The 17,145-nt window shown below is 65.3% G+C and carries 21 protein-coding genes; 9 read left to right on the plus strand and 12 right to left on the minus strand.

Going from position 1 to position 17,145, the window contains the following annotated elements:
• Positions 1 to 284 precede the first annotated feature (284 nt).
• The 6 genes from VKI00_RS08405 to VKI00_RS08430 all read right to left on the minus strand — a co-directional run bounded on the left by VKI00_RS08405 (position 285) and on the right by VKI00_RS08430 (position 4,839).
• Positions 285 to 1,103, minus strand: coding sequence for a polysaccharide deacetylase family protein (locus tag VKI00_RS08405; RefSeq protein ID WP_324436705.1), 819 nt, complete (start codon positions 1,101 to 1,103; stop codon positions 285 to 287).
• Positions 1,104 to 1,424: 321 nt separating this feature from the next.
• The gene (locus tag VKI00_RS08410; RefSeq protein ID WP_324436674.1) at positions 1,425 to 1,667 is read right to left on the minus strand and encodes a DUF1918 domain-containing protein; all 243 of its coding nucleotides are present in this window, start codon (positions 1,665 to 1,667) and stop codon (positions 1,425 to 1,427) included.
• A gap of 186 nt (positions 1,668 to 1,853) precedes the next feature.
• The gene (locus tag VKI00_RS08415) at positions 1,854 to 2,201 is read right to left on the minus strand and encodes a DUF732 domain-containing protein (protein ID WP_324436675.1); all 348 of its coding nucleotides are present in this window, start codon (positions 2,199 to 2,201) and stop codon (positions 1,854 to 1,856) included.
• A 7-nt stretch (positions 2,202 to 2,208) separates the two neighbouring features.
• Positions 2,209 to 2,373, minus strand: coding sequence for a hypothetical protein (locus tag VKI00_RS08420; RefSeq protein WP_324436677.1), 165 nt, complete (start codon positions 2,371 to 2,373; stop codon positions 2,209 to 2,211).
• 460 nt (positions 2,374 to 2,833) lie between these two features.
• Positions 2,834 to 3,784: a glutaminase A gene (gene glsA / locus VKI00_RS08425; protein WP_324436679.1), complete on the minus strand. Its 951-nt coding sequence runs from the start codon at positions 3,782 to 3,784 to the stop codon at positions 2,834 to 2,836.
• Entirely contained in the window at positions 3,781 to 4,839 is a 1,059-nt protein-coding gene (locus VKI00_RS08430; RefSeq protein WP_324436681.1) for a zinc-binding metallopeptidase family protein, read from the minus strand. Before VKI00_RS08430 ends, glsA begins: the two co-directional genes overlap by 4 nt.
• 467 nt (positions 4,840 to 5,306) lie before the next feature.
• Between VKI00_RS08430 and VKI00_RS08435 the strand changes: the two genes are divergently transcribed.
• The 5 genes from VKI00_RS08435 to VKI00_RS08455 all read left to right on the plus strand — a co-directional run bounded on the left by VKI00_RS08435 (position 5,307) and on the right by VKI00_RS08455 (position 8,747).
• Positions 5,307 to 6,614: a DEAD/DEAH box helicase gene (locus VKI00_RS08435; protein ID WP_324436683.1), complete on the plus strand. Its 1,308-nt coding sequence runs from the start codon at positions 5,307 to 5,309 to the stop codon at positions 6,612 to 6,614.
• A gap of 68 nt (positions 6,615 to 6,682) precedes the next feature.
• Positions 6,683 to 7,078, plus strand: a complete 396-nt coding sequence (locus VKI00_RS08440) for a hypothetical protein (RefSeq protein WP_324436684.1) — start codon at positions 6,683 to 6,685, stop codon at positions 7,076 to 7,078.
• Positions 7,079 to 7,125: 47 nt separating this feature from the next.
• A complete protein-coding gene (locus VKI00_RS08445; protein WP_324436686.1) occupies positions 7,126 to 7,641 on the plus strand; it encodes a hypothetical protein in 516 nt (171 codons plus the stop codon).
• On the plus strand, positions 7,634 to 8,257 hold the full coding sequence (locus tag VKI00_RS08450) for an RES domain-containing protein (RefSeq protein ID WP_324436688.1): 624 nt from the start codon (positions 7,634 to 7,636) through the stop codon (positions 8,255 to 8,257). The genes VKI00_RS08445 and VKI00_RS08450 overlap by 8 nt, the downstream gene beginning before the upstream one ends.
• 4 nt (positions 8,258 to 8,261) lie before the next feature.
• Positions 8,262 to 8,747, plus strand: a complete 486-nt coding sequence (locus VKI00_RS08455) for a hypothetical protein (protein ID WP_324436690.1) — start codon at positions 8,262 to 8,264, stop codon at positions 8,745 to 8,747.
• A gap of 165 nt (positions 8,748 to 8,912) precedes the next feature.
• On the opposite strand, the gene VKI00_RS08460 is transcribed toward VKI00_RS08455, so the two are convergent.
• Together VKI00_RS08460 and galT are read right to left on the minus strand one after the other, a co-directional pair.
• Positions 8,913 to 10,007, minus strand: a complete 1,095-nt coding sequence (locus tag VKI00_RS08460) for a galactokinase (RefSeq protein ID WP_324436692.1) — start codon at positions 10,005 to 10,007, stop codon at positions 8,913 to 8,915.
• On the minus strand, positions 10,004 to 11,083 hold the full coding sequence (gene galT, locus VKI00_RS08465; RefSeq protein WP_324436694.1) for a galactose-1-phosphate uridylyltransferase: 1,080 nt from the start codon (positions 11,081 to 11,083) through the stop codon (positions 10,004 to 10,006). Before galT ends, VKI00_RS08460 begins: the two co-directional genes overlap by 4 nt.
• 79 nt (positions 11,084 to 11,162) lie before the next feature.
• On the opposite strand from galT, the gene VKI00_RS08470 reads away from it, so the two are divergent.
• Positions 11,163 to 11,453, plus strand: a complete 291-nt coding sequence (locus VKI00_RS08470; RefSeq protein WP_324436708.1) for a hypothetical protein — start codon at positions 11,163 to 11,165, stop codon at positions 11,451 to 11,453.
• Here the strand turns inward: VKI00_RS08470 and VKI00_RS08475 are convergent.
• The 4 genes from VKI00_RS08475 to VKI00_RS08490 all read right to left on the minus strand — a co-directional run bounded on the left by VKI00_RS08475 (position 11,431) and on the right by VKI00_RS08490 (position 15,112).
• Positions 11,431 to 12,303 carry an alpha/beta hydrolase gene (locus VKI00_RS08475; protein ID WP_324436696.1) on the minus strand — a complete coding sequence of 291 codons (873 nt, stop codon included), beginning with the start codon at positions 12,301 to 12,303 and terminating at the stop codon, positions 11,431 to 11,433. The two genes, VKI00_RS08470 and VKI00_RS08475, sit on opposite strands and share 23 nt — an antisense overlap.
• Before the next feature lie 23 nt (positions 12,304 to 12,326).
• Complete coding sequence (locus tag VKI00_RS08480) at positions 12,327 to 12,677, minus strand: potassium channel family protein (RefSeq protein WP_414687150.1); 351 nt, start codon at positions 12,675 to 12,677, stop codon at positions 12,327 to 12,329.
• Positions 12,678 to 12,942: 265 nt separating this feature from the next.
• Entirely contained in the window at positions 12,943 to 13,926 is a 984-nt protein-coding gene (locus VKI00_RS08485; RefSeq protein ID WP_324436706.1) for a hypothetical protein, read from the minus strand.
• A gap of 64 nt (positions 13,927 to 13,990) precedes the next feature.
• Positions 13,991 to 15,112, minus strand: coding sequence for a sulfotransferase (locus tag VKI00_RS08490; RefSeq protein ID WP_324436698.1), 1,122 nt, complete (start codon positions 15,110 to 15,112; stop codon positions 13,991 to 13,993).
• Positions 15,113 to 15,157: 45 nt separating this feature from the next.
• Between VKI00_RS08490 and VKI00_RS08495 the strand changes: the two genes are divergently transcribed.
• The 3 genes from VKI00_RS08495 to VKI00_RS08505 all read left to right on the plus strand — a co-directional run.
• Positions 15,158 to 15,787, plus strand: a complete 630-nt coding sequence (locus tag VKI00_RS08495) for a helix-turn-helix domain-containing protein (RefSeq protein WP_324436700.1) — start codon at positions 15,158 to 15,160, stop codon at positions 15,785 to 15,787.
• 196 nt (positions 15,788 to 15,983) lie between these two features.
• Complete coding sequence (locus tag VKI00_RS08500; RefSeq protein ID WP_324436701.1) at positions 15,984 to 16,418, plus strand: DUF5994 family protein; 435 nt, start codon at positions 15,984 to 15,986, stop codon at positions 16,416 to 16,418.
• Positions 16,419 to 16,786: 368 nt separating this feature from the next.
• Positions 16,787 to 17,145, plus strand: a 359-nt coding sequence (locus tag VKI00_RS08505) for an AMP-binding protein (RefSeq protein WP_324436703.1), incomplete at its 3' end; no start/stop codon positions are given.

The following is a 17,145-nucleotide window of genomic DNA, read 5'->3' on the forward strand; positions in this document are numbered from 1 at the left end:
CACTGGCAACCCGCAGTTGGCTGACGATCGTTGGTTCCGAGACGAACTTCCGCGAGCCTCGTATGTCGTCATATTCGCGACCGCAGACGTTTCGGCCGCGGCGGCTGATTCGCCACTAACGCCGCACCCTCCCCTGTGCGATGTTATGCAGCAAGCTGACTGCCAACATGAGCCACAAGCATTGGAACGACTGGGGGCGCCGATAACGGCTACATCACGGTGTGCCCGGGGCTGCCCATCCCACCCATATCGCGAGAGCACGGAATGCGCCTTAAAGGCCTGGCCTAGTGCGGTGGGAGGAAGACATCGTTGAGGGTGACGGTGCGTAGGTTGCGTGCGCGGATGAGATCGCGGAGTTGCTCGTAGACGTGGGTCACCGGCAGGTGGTTAAGGTGTCCGATCACGATCGCCTGCCCGGTGAAGGCCTGTTGGGCCATCTGGACGATGTAGTCCTCCTTGATCACGGTGGAATCCGACAGCGAACCCGACCACAGCGTGATCGCGGTGTAGCCGAGATCGGCGGCCACTCCATCAACGGTCGAGTTGTACCTTCCGTACGGTGGCCGGAGGTACGGCCGCGCGTCCACCCGGTAAGTGGTTTTCAAGAACTCGTCGTTGCGGGAGATCTGTTGGGCCACTCGACTTGCCGGCAGCTTTGTCAGGTTCGGATGTGACCAGGTGTGGTTGCCCAGTTGAATCTGGCCGGATTCGACCAATGGCCGCAGCAATGCCAGATTGTCGATCCATGAGCCGTAGGTGCCGTTGACGAAATAGGTCAGCCGGACGCCGGTATCTTTGGCGAACTGCGTGTAGAGGCGCACCACGTCGGTGTTCACGCCGTCATCAACGGTCAGAGCCAGCAGGTCGCCGTCCCCGGGCAGCTTGTTCAGCACGCCGCCACCGGGCAGCGGCACCCGTGCGATGGCCGCGGGCGGCGGCAACAGCGCGCCAGGAACGACCTCGCCGGCTGCTCGGGGTGGCGACGCGATGGCGGCGGCGAAGGCCTTCGGGGGTTGCGGCGGTCCACCGAGCACACCGCGCCCCACGCCCACGCCGCCGAGAACTGCGGCCCCGAGCGCCCCGAGAAAACGGCGCCGATTCAGCTCGGACACAACGGGGCGCGGCGTCGGGGGCCGGTGGCGGTCGGCGCTACACGCGGCCCAAGGCCCGCCTCACTATGGTGTCGCCGTGTTCGCCAACCCGCCAGAAGGATGGGCGCTACTTCACTAGGTCGCCGACTGTTCGGACACATGGACGTAGATCATGCCATCTGGCAACCACACAACCCTGAACAAGGCTGCGCGCCGTTCGATCATGTAACCGAAACAATTCTTTGGATCCGACGAGGGCGGCAGCCAAACCCTGACCGCTGCCGACAGTCGAAGCCGGCGCCGAAACGTGGCGAGTCGAAGCGGCGTGTGTGGCTATGTCGCGGCGTGGCCGGCCCGCGCAGCAGCGCGTCGTGAGGCTTCTGTGTGCTCAGCGGCGCTGACGACCACCGCGTCGGACCCGGGGTACACCGTCGCCTCGTGCCCGGTCACCAGCCAACGCACCACGTATGGTGGAGAGCCGTCTTGAGAGCGCACCTCGATGATCTCAGCATGTTGATCACGCCGTTCGGTGGTTGTGCCTTTGACCACGAGGTAGTCGCCGACATTCGCCTTCATCGCGCGCTCCGTTCTCGTCCTGGTGAGACCCCGGCACCGTCCATCCTGCGCGCGTTCGTCACATAACGGAAGCGCGATTGACTGCTGCTTTCCAGCGTTGCGGACCGCCTGGACCCGGCAAGTGACTTTGAGTCGTACGCCGCCTTAAGGCGGGCGACCACCGCGGTCGGCGCAGAGGGGCGCCGTCTAGTCCGGTGCTGCATCTGGGCATAGGTCCGATATGGCAAAGCGCACCGCGGCTTCCGCCTGTTGCCGGGTAAGTTCCCGACCGCCACCGAAACGGGAGTTGGTGATTACCATTTCGGTGATCTGGCCCGGCGCTTCGCCGCCGTAGAGCCGCCAGCAGATAACGTTGCCGAACCCCACCAGGTCTGAGTTGTGCTTGTCATCGTGACTGCCGATGCCGACGCTATTGAGGTGATCAAGGAAATCATCCGGCACCTGCGCCTGGGCTGGGATGGCCGCAGCGACTCCGCCGCCGCCGCGCAATGCCCCAATCACTAACACCGTGCGCATACCCCTAATCCCGGACATTTCCTGATTACCTTTCGTCTTGTGGGGTGGCGTCGGTCATGGTGCCGACGAGCAGGCATGGTTCGTTGGACCGGTTGCTCCAGGCGTGGTTGACGCCGCGGATGATGACCGTGTCACCCGGCTCCATGAGCACCTCGTCGGTGTCGGTGAGGAGGTAGATTTCTCCGCGCACGCAGCTGAGGCAGTCCAGGGTGTCGGTGCGGTGCCCCTCGACCTGGTTATGGACCCGCCTCTTCGCGTCGGTGAGACGATCGACTTCACGATGGAGGGCGTTTTCCCAAAGTACCGATACGCGACCGCGGCCAAATTGCGAGAAGCCACGCGCGGTACCGCTATTGGCGAAAGGCCTTTCGATTACATTGCGTGGATGATCGACTGCCCGACCCGTTTACTGAAAATCACCATCGACTTACCCAAAGATGCAGGAATCGAACTCCTTGGGCCTCTCAGCAGTTACCATGATTACGATTTTCCCAAACCGCAGGTCCAGTCGCGGATTTGCATGAAGAGTATTCCTGCAGCGAAGTGGTCGAGTCCGGCACGTCCTACATGCGGATGCAACTCACTGTTAAGGAAGCGAAGCGAGACTGCCACTACAGACTTGCTTGGCGGTTGCCGTAGCTTGTCGTGAGCTATATCGGCCGTTGCGTATTGAAAAGTCCCAGCCCGAGGGTGTGCGCGATCTGGCTGACCGCTGCCTGCGCGCGAACGCTGTTGCCGACCTTGTCCAGCGGCGGCGAGAAGGCGGCAATCGCCAGTTTCCCCGGCGACACCGCGACCAGCCCACCCCCGACGCCGCTCTTGGCGGGCAGCGCAACCGTGTACGCCCAATCACCCGAGCTGGTATAGAGACCCTCCATCGCCATCAAGGCCAGCACATGCCGCACATTGGCCTGCGCGATAACGCGCTTGCCGGTGACAGGGTTGACGCCGCCGTTGGCCAGGGTGGCGCCCATGACCGCCAGGTCAACGGCGGTGACCAGCGTCGAGCACTGCAGCGTGTAGACGTCGCAGGCCTCCATCGGGTCGCTGTACATGTTTCCGCCGCACACCAGCAGCCACGCGATCGCGCGGTTGTGAAAGTTGGTAGCGCGCTCGGACGCAGCGATCTGTTCGCTGACCGTGATCGGACGCCCGGCGAAATCGCTTTGAATTTGCAGGATCTGGCGCCAGCGGTCGTCAGCGTCGGTCGCCGATACCAGGCTGGTTGTCGTCATCGCCCCCGCGTTGACCATCGGCGAGTTCGGCTTGTCGTTGTGCAGTTCCAGCGCCAGCACCGAATTGAACTCCGCGCCAGTCGGATCGGCGCCCACCTTGCGGTGGAACACGCGCGGACCAACTTGTTCGATAGCGAGCGCAGCCGTGAAGACTTTCGAGATCGACTCCAGCGCAAACTCATATTCGGCGTCGCCGGCCGAAAACGTTTGACCGTCAACGGTCGCCACGCATACCCCGAACAGCTGCGGGTCCACCTCCGCCAGCGCCGGTATGTAGCTGGCGTTCTTGCCGCGGCGGTTCTTCTTGTGCTTGGCGTATGCGGCGTCGACCGCCTTGGCGATCCGGTCGGCGGGTATGGCGGTCAATTCTCGGCTACCGTCGCATGTTCGGTTGCCGCCGTGGTCACGACGCGATGGATGAAGCCGAGCTTCGCGACGACGTGCGGGTGAATGGTGAACGGGTAGAGGTCGTCGCGACCCATCGAGTTGTTGACCCGGTTCAGCACCCCCGCCAGCACACACCAGTCAGCGATGATGTCCTCGATGGTGGCGTCGGCGTAGGACTCCCGAGCTTCGACGTCGTGCGGCAGGTCCCATTTCACCCGGTCGGCTTCGACGACGAGGCCCGAATCCGCAATCGTGGCAAGGGTTCCGGTGATGTGCAGATAATGCGCCCAGGTTTCGGCGAAGTCTTCCCACGGATGGGCCGTCGCGTACTCCGAAATGAAGTCCTGCTGCCAGTTAGCCGGCGCCCCGCCGTTGTAGTGGCGCTGCAGTGCGGCCTGGTAGTCCTGCCGATCGTCGCCGAACATCGCCCGGGCGTCGTCGATCAGCGGGGTGTTCTGCACCAGCAGCATCTCGTAATAATGGCCGACCTCGTGGCGGAAGTGGCCCAGCATCGTGCGATAGGGCTCACCGAGCTTGATGCGCAGCCGCTCCCGGTAGAGCTCCAGCGACTCGGACAGGTCGATGGTGATCACGCCGTTGGCGTGCCCGGTCGTCACCGGGTGCCCCAGCGTCTGGCTGGACAGCAGGTCGAACGCCAGCCCGTGCGGATCCGCGTAGTACGGATGGATGGGCAGGCCCAGGTCCATCAGCTCGAAGATCAACCGCCGCAGCGACTTTAGCGTCGAATCGAGTTCGGACATCGCCTCGGTGTCATCGGGCGCCGGCCCCTCGCGCACGAAGCTGTCGGCGTAGCAACGGCCGGATTCGGAATCCTCTGAGGTCAGCCAGTTGCAGCCCCGCTCCCAGTGTGCGCACCGGAACCAGCCATGGCCGTCCACGGTGACCGTTTGCGACGGCGCGCACACCATCTGCCGCGACAGGTAGTGGTAGCCGACCGTCGAGCCGCACGTCGGGCACTGCTGGACTTCGAAGGCGACCGCCTGCCCGCAGTTGGGGCATCTGAAGGCACGCACGGTCAGCGCCCGCCTGGGCTGCCCGACTCGACGTATGTCCACGGGGTTGCAGCAATCGTCGTCACAAGCCCTCCTCGGTCCGAACCCCCGCGTCGGTGAGCTTAGTGCCGTCAGGTCGCCGGCTAGTTGTCGTCGCACGAAATTTTCCGCGATGGATCTCAGCCATCGGGAGCGGGTTGAGCCCGACAACGCGGGTGTCGTTGCTCACACTTCTGGCGGTTCGGTGCTCCAGATGGACTAGGGTGGCTAACAACGTTGGCGTCAAAAGATGCCGACACGTCGTGGAACGCTCAGTCATCCGCTGCCCAGGCGGGCGCCAAGATGCGCAGCCCGGGATTTCGATTCCAAGCCTTTTCGCGGCGATCGATTTTGCCCACCGGCAATCTCGCCACCTTGTGCCGACCGCCACCTGACGACACCGTCACCGGCGAACCCGCACACCCATGCCTGAAAGGCATCGCACCACAATGACTACCAACACCTTCGCCGACCTCGGCGTGCCCGCACCGTTGATCGGTGCGCTCAGCGCCCGCGGCATCAGCGACCCCTTCCCGATCCAGATCAGTACGCTGCCCGACGGCCTGGCCGGCCGCGACGTGCTCGGCCGCGGCAAAACCGGCAGTGGCAAAACGCTGGCCTTCTCGATTCCCATGGTGGCTCGCCTCGCGTCCGCCAAGCGGCGTCCCGCCCGACCCACCGGCCTGGTGCTGGCGCCCACCCGTGAGCTGGCGACCCAAATCACCGCAACACTGACGCCCCTGGCTTCCTGCTACGGCCTCAAGGTCACCACGATCTTCGGGGGCGTATCACAAAGCGGACAGGTGGCCGCGCTGAAATCCGGCGTCGACATCGTCGTCGCCTGCCCGGGACGCCTAGAAGATCTGATGCGCCAACGGCTTATCAGCCTCGACGCGGTCGAAATCACGGTCCTCGACGAGGCCGACCACATGGCCGACCTCGGATTCTTGCCGGGCGTCACCCGCATCCTGGCCGCTACGCCGGCGACCGGTCAGCGGTTGCTGTTCTCCGCCACACTGGACAACGGCGTCGACAAGCTCGTCAAACGGTTCCTGCGCAACCATGTGTTGCACTCCGTCGATGAGGCCAACTCGCCGGTGGCGGAGATGAGCCATCATGTCTTCCACGTCGCGGGCACCGACGCCAAAAAGGAACTGGTGCACCGGCTGGCCTCCGGCACCGGTCGGCGAATCCTGTTCATGCGCACCAAACATCAGGCCCGCAAGCTCGCCCGCCAACTCACCGAAGCCGGCGTGCCTTCAGTTGACCTGCACGGCAACCTCTCTCAGCCTGCCCGCGACCGCAACCTTGCCGCCTTCGCCGCCGGAACCGCCCGGGTGTTGGTGGCCACCGACATCGCCGCGCGCGGTGTGCACGTCGACGAGGTGCAGTTGGTCGTGCACGTGGACCCCCCCACCGAGCACAAGGCCTACTTGCACCGCTCCGGGCGCACGGCACGGGCCGGCAGCGCCGGCGACGTCGTTACGGTCGTACTGCCCGAACAGCGCAAAGACACCTCGGCGCTCCTGCGCAAAGCCGGTATCGCCGTCAGCCCGCAACTGGTCACCGCCCAGTCAGACCCCGTCGCCCAGCTGGTCGGCGACATCGCGCCCTACCAGGCGCCGGCCGCCAAACCCGTCACCGGCCCAACTGCTCAGCCGCGACGCCGGCGCTCGGCCCGTGGCGGCCAGATGCACCGCAACACGCGCGGGCGTAACGGCGTCGCTCGTACCGGGTCGACACGTCGAAATCCCTAAGCCACAACAGCGCGGTTCTTGGTTAATTTCGCGACATTTCCGATAGCGGAGAAAATAATTCGCGGTTTATGAAGCGAATAATCGTCGGGTTTGCAGCAACTGCGCTGGTGTCCGGGGGTTTGGGTCTGGCGGGCGTGGGCGCGGGTACCGCCCAGGCATGCAATGGTCAGTGGGGTGTGTGCGGCTACGGCCCGAATCACTGGTGTCCGGGGCAATCCCTGTATATGGATCAGGGTGGGCCGTACCAGGGCGTCCAATGGGACATGAATGTTTGCCACACCTGGTATCGGGTGGCCCAGGGCGCGGGAAATGTTCCCGAGGGCCCGCATAACCAGAGTGATGTTTGGGAGGGCGACATTCCTCCGCCTCCCGCGCCTCCTCCTGCTCCCGCGCCGCCCGGGCTGCCGCCGCCGCCCGGTACCTGCTGGAACATGTGGCTGCCGGGGCCCTGCCCGGGCGGATAGCTGTTTCGATTGTTTCAATCGGTTCTGGCGGCTGCTAGCATGGAGTGATGTCCACCGCCGTCGCTCCCCTTGCCCGCCAGGTCGCCGAACGTGCTCTGAATGACGCCAGTTTCGCCGAAGTGCTCGACGCCATCCTGGAGGCGCCGACCGGCCCGCAAGGGACGCTGGAGCACATCGCCGCGAGCAGCCTGAACGACGAGCGCCGCGGCGCGCTGGTCCGCGAATTCGTCGAGGGCTCACTGCCGACGCCGAAGGTGCAGGAGCGGCTGGATCTGCACTCGCCGCAGGCGGTGCACCGGCTGCGCAGCCGCGGCAAGCTGCTGGGCTCTGCTATTGGTAACCAAACCTGGTTTCCGGCTTGGCAATTCGACGCCGACCGGGTGCGGCCCGATCTGCCGCGGATTCTCGAGCTGCTGACGGAGTTCACGTCGGACCCGCTGGCCGCCGACCGCATCATGCGCCTGACGCATGACGAGCTGGGCGGCTCGTCGATCGCCGAGGCGCTGCGCCGCCCGAAGACCGCCGATACGGCGTGGCGGATGCTCGCCGCCGTTGATGCCTGACCTTCCCCCCGGCTACCGGGCGCCGCTGCCCGACGCCCGACCGGTCGGGCTGCGTCGTCGCCGCGTGGAAGCCGGCACCGAACTGTGGCGGGTCGAGGCGGCCCGACCCGCGGATTGGACCTGGACCGGATTTCCGTCGCCCCGCTACCGCTTCGATTCCGCTGCCGGTGCGTTCCGAACCCGTTATGCCGCAAGCACTCTCGTTGGCGCATTCCGCGAGCGTTATCGGCCGACGGGACTGATGATCCCCGCCGATCACGCCGCGCACTACCTGGTGCGACTGGTCGCCACCCGCCACCTGCGCGTCCTTGATCTGCGCACCGAGAAAAACCTCGACGTGCTCGGCGTCGACGACCAGATCAACACCGGCCAGCATCCCGACGTGTGGGACACTTGCCACCGGCTCGCCGACGCCGTCAAGCGCTGGTGGCCGGCGCCCGACACCCTGGATGCGCTGGTGTACCGGCCGCGCACCACACCGGAGACCTCGGTCAACTACGCCTTCTTTGCCCTCGATGCGTTCTCCACCGAGTCATGGCCGCTGGCCGAGCGCACCGACGTCCTCACCAATCTGGTCCTGCGCCATGGCTTTACCATCGGCTGGGAGCTACCCTGAGGCCATGACAGAACAGTCAAATGCAATCACCGTGTCGCACCCGCCCGAGGCGTTGCTGCGCGTCGTCAACCCGATCATGAAACTGCTGCTGCACACCCCGCTCGCGGGTGCGGCCCGCAACCAGCTCATGGTGGTTGACTTCACCGGCCGCAAAAGCGGGCGGCACTATTCAATTCCGCTGAGCGCCTATGTAATCGACGGCATCCTGTATGCGATGACCGGCAAGACGTGGAAGAACAACTTCCGCGACGGCGCCGCCGCCCAGGTCTTGCACGACGGGAAGACGACGACGATGCGCGGCGAGCTCATCACGGACAAAGCGCACGTCGCCGATCTCTATTCGCGGTGTGCGGAGTCCTACGGTGTCAAGCGCGCGGAGCGCGCGATGGGGTTGGGGTTCCGCGATCATCAAATGCCGACCCACGATCAGTTCGCCGAAGCGGTCGACGAGCTTGGCTTGCGGGCGATCCGCTTTACCCCGGCTGCCTGACGCGCAGCGCCATGCTCACCAGCATCAGCATTCACACTCCGGGGGACTACTACTAGCTCCGATTTGAGGACGTATGTGATATCAGGCAGGGCTGATATCACATACGTATCGAATTTCGAACAGCACGTCATGGTTACTCGCTGGTGCGGATGTGAAACTTGCCGCCTATCGCAACGCGTCTGCGCCCGGCGCCGCGTGAGTACGGGTGATCACCGGCTCGTTGTAGCCCGCGATGCGCACCGCTTCGCGCACCGAGGCGCCGATCTCCTTCACCCGGTCGGCCGGCACCAATGCGATCACACACCCGCCGAATCCGCCGCCGGTCATCCGGGCACCCAGAGCGCCCGCTCGCACCGCGGTCTCGGCGATCAGATCGATGTTCGCGGTCGTGATGTCGAAATCGTCGCGCATCGATGCGTGGGATGCGTTGAAGATCCGACCGGCCTCGGCGTAGTCCGAATCACGCACCGCGGCAACGAAGTCGAACACCCGCTGGTTCTCGGTCAGCACATGACGGGCCCGACGAGCATCGACCGCATCGGTGACGCCGGAAAGCACCGACAGCTCACGATCCTGGATCTCCCGCAACGACACCACACCCACATCGGCCGCTGCCCGCTCACACGACACGCGGCGCGCAGCATACTCACCGCCGACGTGACCGTGCCGCTCCCGCGAGTCGATCAGCAGCAGCGCAACACCGGACGCCGACGGGTCAAAGGCCACCGGCTCGACGGTAAGCTTCCGAAAATCAATCAGCAGCGCCGTCGACTCCACGCCGAACAGCGAGGACAACTGGTCAAGCAAACCCGTTGGCGCACCGACGTACTCGTTTTCGGCGCGTTGCGCAATCCGCGCTTGCTCGAGCCGGCCGATCCGCCAACCGGCCGCTGTCACGAAAGCCCCTAAAGCCGCACACTCCAACGCCGCCGACGACGACAGCCCCGATCCCATCTCGACGTCACTGGTGATTGACATCGTGCCGCCGGGCACCGGATGCCCGGAACCGCGCAACGCCCACACCACGCCGGCCACATAGCCGGCCCAGCCGTGAACATCACCGGGCTTGGTGCGCAACGGAATTCGCACCGAGCCGTCGACACGGTCGCTGGTCACGGTGATCGCGTCGGCATCCGAGGGCTCGAACGTCACTACCGTGCGTTGCGGCAGCGCGATCGGCAGCGCCCAACCGAGGTTGTAGTCGGTGTGCTCGCCGACCAGATTGATCCGCCCGGGGGCGGCGTACCGGAGGACTGTCACGCCAGTCCTCGCAGCCGCTCGGCCACCGCCTCGGGCGTCACGTCGCTGATGAACGCGTCCATCGCCGACTCGGAAGCCGCCAGATACTTCAAAGCGACTGCGCTGCGCCGGATCGACATCAGCTCGACGTGGAAGTAGCCCTCCCGCTGCGCGTCGGTGTCTGCGTACTGATGCAGTGCCGAAATATACGGCAGCGGTTCGGAATACATCCGGTCAAAGCGCCGCAACACGTCAAGGTAGATCCGCGCGAAATCGTCGAGTTCGGCGGCCGCGAGGTCAACCAGGTTGTGCACGAACCGGTTCGGGTAGATGTGCACCTCCACCGGCCAGCGCGCGGCGAACGGCACGAAGGCCGTGAACAAGTCGGTGCGCGCCACGACGCGGCTGCCGTCGTGGACCTCGCGCGCCAGCAGATCGCCAAACAGGTTGCCGCCGTGGGATAGCCGATACGAAGCCGCCTGCTGCAGCATGACCGCGGTCCGCGGCGTCAGATACGGGTAGCCGTAGATCTGGCCGTGCGGATGGCTCAGCGTCACGCCGATCTCTTCGCCGCGGTTCTCGAAGCAGAACACCTGCTCGACGCCGGGCAACCCGAGAAGGTCGGACGTCCGGTGCCGCCACGCGTCGACGACAAGCCGGGCATGCGCCGTTTCCAGGTCGGCGAACGACCCGGTGTGGTTGCTGGAGAAGCAAATCACCTCACAGCGCCCGATTCCCGGCGCCGAGACGAAGCCGTCACTAACCGATGGCATCTCCCCCACCCCGGACAGGCTCGGGAACCGGTTTTCGAAGACGACGACGTCGTAGTCGGCTGCGGGTACCTCGCTGGTCAAGCCGGTCGGGCCGGGGCACAGCGGGCACTGGTCCGGCGGCGGCTTGTAGGTGCGGTCTTGACGCAGCGCCGCGATGATCACCCACTGCCCGGTCGTCCGGTCGAACCGCAACTCGGTGTGGTTGGGGTTCCGCGCCGGCAGCGGCCGGCGGTCCGCGACCGGTGCCGGGGTGTGGCCGGGCAACGAAAAGAACAGCAATTCACGCCCGTCGGCCAGCTTCGCCCGCGTCGGCTCCGTGTCCATCGGGCCCCATTTTGGCCGATTTGCCATCGCCAAGTCACGATAGAGAAGAGTTCAGCGGATAAAAGGGAGGCGTTCGCGGGTGTCCGGCATCACCACCACCTCGGTGAGCACGCTGTATCTGCGCACCGCGAACTGGGCGATCGGCTCCGATCCCGGATTGCTGCGGCTGCGGATGGCCGCCCGCACGACGGTCTCCTTGGCGGTCGCGCTGTTGATCCTGTTTCTGCTGACCAAGGCCACCCACCAGCCGTTGACCGTCGCGCTGCTCGGCGTGCTGATCAGCATGGTGGCCGGACGAGCCGTCAACGAGCCGGACCCGCACCAGCAGAAGATCACGTTGAAGGCGGTCAGATCCGCCCATGCCGAGTGAGGAAGTCCAACACCGCATCGGCGAAGACGTCGTTGCGATCACCGGCGACCATGTGTCCCGCACCCCGGACGTCGACGAACTCCACTTGGGAGAAGCGCGCCAGAAACTCGTCGGCGCGCTCCTGGCTGACCAGGTCACTCATTTGTCCTCGCACCAGCAACATGGGTACGCCGCCCGCGAGGATCGCCTGGACCGCAGCGTTCAATCGATCGACGTCGGCCACCTCGTAGGGCGGCAACGACGCGGTGTTGCTGATGAACTTGGGATCCCAGTGCCAGTACCAGCGATCGCCGCGGCGGCGCAGGTTTGTGCGCAGGCCGTCCAGATCGGTTGGCCGGGGCCGATGCGGGTTGTACTCGGCGATCGCGTCGACCACCTCGTCGAGCGACTCGAATCCCGACGTCATCCGGTCGGCCATGAAGTTGTGTATTCGGTTCGCCCCGGACGGATCCATATTCGGGACGATGTCTACCAGGACGACTGCGCGGGCAATCGTTGGCGAAAGCTCGCCCGCCAGAAGCATTGTCGTGAAACCACCCAGCGACGCACCCACCAACACCGGTTGCGGCGGTACGTGGCGCAGCACTTCCTGGATGTCGAGCGCGAAGCTGGTGAGGCGGTAATCGCCGCCTTCCGACCAGTCCGACTCGCCGTGGCCGCGTAGGTCGACCGTGACCGCCTGCCAGCCACGCTCGGCCACCGCCGCGGCCGCCTTGCCCCACGAGCGACGGGTCTGCCCGCCGCCGTGCAGGAACACGACGGCCGGCGCTTCCGGGTCGCCCATCCGGTCGGCGACGATGCGCGTGCCGCCGACGCCGCAGGTGGTGAACGTTTCCGGCGCGATGGTCATCGTGTGATCCTAAATGGCAGGGTTCAGCCTCTTGCCCGTAGCTCGTCTCTTAGTAGTCCGATTTCGCTACGGAGCTCGTCGATATGGGCTTCAGTGGCCGCCTGACTCACGGTTTCCTCTTCCGTTACCGCCTGAATGATCCACGACGCGAGGGCCGCCGTGACCACTCCGACCAGGCTGATCCCGCCGATCATCAGTAGTACGGCGATAACACGGCCGGTGTTGGTCAACGGATAGACGTCGCCGTAGCCGACGGTGGTCACCGTTGTGATGGACCACCACAACGCCTTTCCGAAGGAGTTGATGGTGGCGCCGTGTAGGTATCGCTCTTCTTTGAATACGGCCAGCGACGCTGTGTAGATCAACAGGAGCACACCTGCGACGGTGTAAACCACTATGCGGCCGCGAAACGCGTCCCCAACCGCTCGCTGCAGCACCTTGATCTGACCAGCCAGAGCACACCCGCCAGACGTCCTTGTGGCTCTGCGAGAACCTCCACCGAGTACACACACACACACACAAGAAGACGAGGGCGGCTGCGGCGAGCGGCCATTCGTTATACCGCTCCCAGCGCTCCAACCTGGTTTGGGTGCTCATGCCGCGAAGTATCGCGGTTGCGTTGCGCGCTCGGTGTTAGAACTAAGAAATTTTGTCCAGGGGGTTGGAGCGTTCCAGCATGCCGAAGGTCTCTTCGCCATCCCAGCGGTAGCGCACGCCGGCTTGATGCAGCGCCGGAAAGCTCGGCATCTCCTGCTTCATTGCCTGCGTCGAGAACATCTTGTCGTCGTGATAGATGTCGTGCGTAGACAAAACCGTTTCGCCCTCGATATGCACTGTCCCGCTTCGCGTTTCCAATACCAGCGACACGTCCTCGCCGACGGTTTGCAGCCGAGTGAGCCACGGCGCCTCGACGACGCGGGCGGGAATCAGGCTGCCGCCGCCGTCAAATACGTAGCCCTCGTTGAAGGTTGGCTCGCCATCGGGGCGCGGCGGGTAGGCGATGTAGCCGAAGGCGCGTCCGCTGGGAAACAGCGCCGATTGCCAACTGTGGCCCCAGAATCCGGCGAGCTTACGAACTCCCTGGCGGCGAATCCGCAGACCGCTGCCGACAAAGCCGCGTTCGTCGTCGCCGACCTTCACCGCTCCCGTTGCGCGGAAGAGCTGTTCGTAGCGCGGGCCGCCCATCAGGTTGCCCTCGATCGATGTCTTCAGCCGCGATCCTGCCTCGGCGGACAGCGTGCCCTGCACCCACGGCGGAACCGCCATCTTCGCCTCGACGCGAAAGCTGACGTCGACCAGCGGCCCGTCCTTCTTGCCGTGGAGCAGATCACTCGAGGAGGTCTGAACCGCCTTACCGTCGTAGGCCATCGTCCAGGTGCCGAACGGCTCGACGCAGCGGAACCCCAGCCCGCCGGCGCCGAGCACGGTCGGACGACCGTCCGGCCCTGCGGCGGGCCAGCTTTGGCCGTTTTCGCGTAACCGGAAGACCCGCCCGTCCGGGAACGCCACGTTGACTTGGACGTCATGCGCGTCCCAGTTCGCGGCGACGGCCTCAATTCCGATTCGGGGCAAGCCAACTTGGCCGCGGTCGTCGATGACCCAGAAACTCACCGAGTCTCGCATCTCCGGGTCGTCGGGCCGCTGCGCGAAGACCTGCTCTCGTGTCGGGTCGATACCGCCGGTCAAATCAATTGCCATGCAAACTCCTTGCGGCGTAGTCGGCGAACAACGGCCGCACCTTATCGAGGTCGATGCCGAATGCCACCGGGTCGGCGTGCGTGCTTGGTTCCCGTTCGGCCGCGGCCTCGGCCCACCAGTTGCGCATCCGCGATTCGAATTCGTCAGCGACCGGCTCGCCGAGCCAGGCGTAGAGCCCGCGGACCTCGTGGATGGGGTCGGCCTGCATCGCGCGAAAGTCGATGTCGTAGAAGCGATGATCGGCTCCGCCGTCGCGGAACCGCATCGCCCGTTGCATGCCCAGCGACCAGTGCTCGACGTTGAGTTGGCCGATGTATTCGCGGTCGACGTGGTCGGTGAAGCCGCCGATGATGTCGGCGTAGAGGTCGGCCACCGACAAGATCACGTCGGTCGGATCGCGGTGGGTCATCACGAAACGAGCGTCCGGGAACGCCCGGTTGAGATCCTCGAGCCACAACACGTGCGACGGCGACTTCAGTCGCCACGGCCGGGTCGGCTCCCCCCACGCCAGCAGCTTCATCACCCGCTTTTGGTAGGCGTAGGTCGATTCGAGGTGAGCCTTTTCCACCAGCCAGGCCGAGTACGACGGGATCTGCGCAAAGGCTTGGAAGATATGGGATTTGAAGTCCAGCGCCATCAATTCCAGACACTCCATCGGAGCGTGGGTGCCGGTGGGCACGTGCGCCCGCGAGCCGACCTTGTTGCCCTCGTCCTCCGGGATCCGCGGATCGGGACCCTGCACCGTCGACGGTGGCGGACACGGCTGCGCGGACTCCCACCGACGCAGATACCGAATGCCCGGGTCCTGCGACAGCAGCAGCGACAACGCGGTCGAACCGGTACGGGGCAACCCCAGCCCGATCAGCGGCGGCGGGATTTCGACGTCGTCGATTTCCGGGTGACGGCGATACCAGTCCTCGACCTGCAGTCGCTGCGACAACGCGGTCACGATGCGGGGATAGAGGTAGCCCTCGCCGCAGGCGTTGAGGCGGGCCTCGTCGCGCAGCGAGGCGAGCAGCACCTCGAGCCCTTCCCGGAAGGAGTCGTCACCAAAGTCGTCCAGGCCGGTCTGCGCGACGGCGCGGCCGACGACGTCGTCGAATTCGGCCACAATGATCTCCTTCCGGAGAATCCGTGTCAGTATACTGACGCGATTATGAGCGAGTTGTCAACGTCTGACGGTTCGCGGCGCCGCTACCACAGCCCGGCGCGCCGCGAACGGGCCGCCGCGACCCGCGAGCGCATCGTCGACGCCGGCGCTCGCCTGGTGCGCGGCTTCACCACCTGGGACTGGGACGAGCTGACCTTCCGGGCCGTCGCCGAACGCGCCGGGGTCAGCGAGCGCACCGTCTACCGCCACTTCCCGTCCGAGCGGCACCTGCACGACGCGATCATGGCCCGACTGGAGGACGAGGCGGGCATCAGTTACGAGGATGTCGAACTGGACAATCTTGCCGACGTGACGGCGCGGGTCTTCGCCTCGCTGCGACGGTTCGCGATCAAGGACACCATCGGCACCCCGCGCGGCCCGGCCTTCGCCGGCGCCGACGCCCGACGGCACGAGGCGTTGAACCGCGCGATCGCCGCCCGCGCGCCAAAGCTGCCGGACGCGCAACGCCGAGCACTGGCCGGCCTTCTCGATGTTTTGTGGAGCCCGCCGACCTATGAACGGCTGATCGGTTCGTGGAACCTCGACAACGCCGAGGCAATTGGCGCCGTGCAGTGGCTGATCACGAAAGTCATTGCCGCGGTTGAGAGCAACGAATCGCCAATTGTCAGCACCTGACGACGACTGGGCTGGCCGAGGGCGAGAAGCCGCTGGTGGCGTAATCTGGAGGGCGAGCAGTTTCGTTGTCAGCGGCCGTCCACCGGCAATGCGATTCCTCCGGCGCCCCGCACCCGCGAGGGGGTCGATGCCGAATGAAGGATCCGCCTGTGGAATTTGTCGCCCTCACCACGGCCGCGCTGCGCGATCTCCGATGATGTATCCGCTCGGAGCTCTCCGCCGAGCCAATCCCGTCCGGCTGTCGGTGGCCGGCAAGCTGGGCCGTCGTATCGACGGCGCGTGGTGGCCGCGCGTCGATCGCATGACCGTCGAATTGCCCGGCCTTATTGCGATCCTAACTCCCCTGCTGGGCGACATCACCGCCATCAACGTCAACTGGCCACCTTTGCAACGACCACCCGACTTCAACTGGCCGGGATGGGAACACAAGCACCAGCACGTGATGACTATTACGGGCACCGATGCTTGTGCCAACCTGCTGATCGTCCCGTACGCGACCTACAGCGGGCTCGCTTTGATGGTGCTGCGCTGCGCAGCAGATCTGCCCATCGACGACGCCGACCGCGACAAACCCGCATTTTTGACCGCTGGTTCGATCCTGCGGGCCGCACAGCGACAACGCAGCGCGTGAATTGCTGCAGATCCGGCAGTCGGGGAGGTAGCCTCATTCACGGTTGACACCCCAGCCTCCCGGAAACGTCACGGCGGCGATCCGATTTCCCCGCCGGAAGGAGCTCTAGCTCCGACGTAAGCCGACAGTTCGGGTTCTGCTTTCGGCGCCGGAGGATCCCCATTGGCTGCAGGTGCAGCGGTCCTCGGCGTGCCGCACGGCTCGGCGGTGGCCGAGTCGGTACAGTCAGTACGTCTGAGACCACCTGGGGTGTACAAGAGGGGGTCACGCTCTTCCGCGGTCGTGCCTCAGCGGCTCCGTCGATACCGATGCAGCACCGATTCGACTAACACACGCCGTGCCGTCGCGCCGGAGCCAGGGGGATTGCGGTGAGCCGATTCACCGAGACCATGTACGAAAGCGCCCGAAGCAGTCTCAAGGGCATGATCACCGGCGAGCCAAACGCGCCGGTCCGGCACACCTGGCGTCAGGTGCATGAGCGGGCCCGCCGGGTTGCGGGCGGTCTGGCCGCCGCCGGTGTGGACCATGGCGATGCTGTCGCAGTCCTGGCCGGGGAGCCCGTCGAGATCGCCCCGACCGCACAGGGCATCTGGATGCGCGGCGCCAGCCTTACGATGCTGCACCAGCCCACGCCGCGCACCGACCTGCAACGCTGGGCCGCGGAGACCACGGCCGTCATCGACATGATCGACGCCAAGGCGGTGGTGGTGTCCGATCCGTTCATGGC

Source organism: Mycobacterium sp. (assembly GCF_035314665.1).
Taxonomy (GTDB): Bacteria; Actinomycetota; Actinomycetes; order Mycobacteriales; family Mycobacteriaceae; genus Mycobacterium.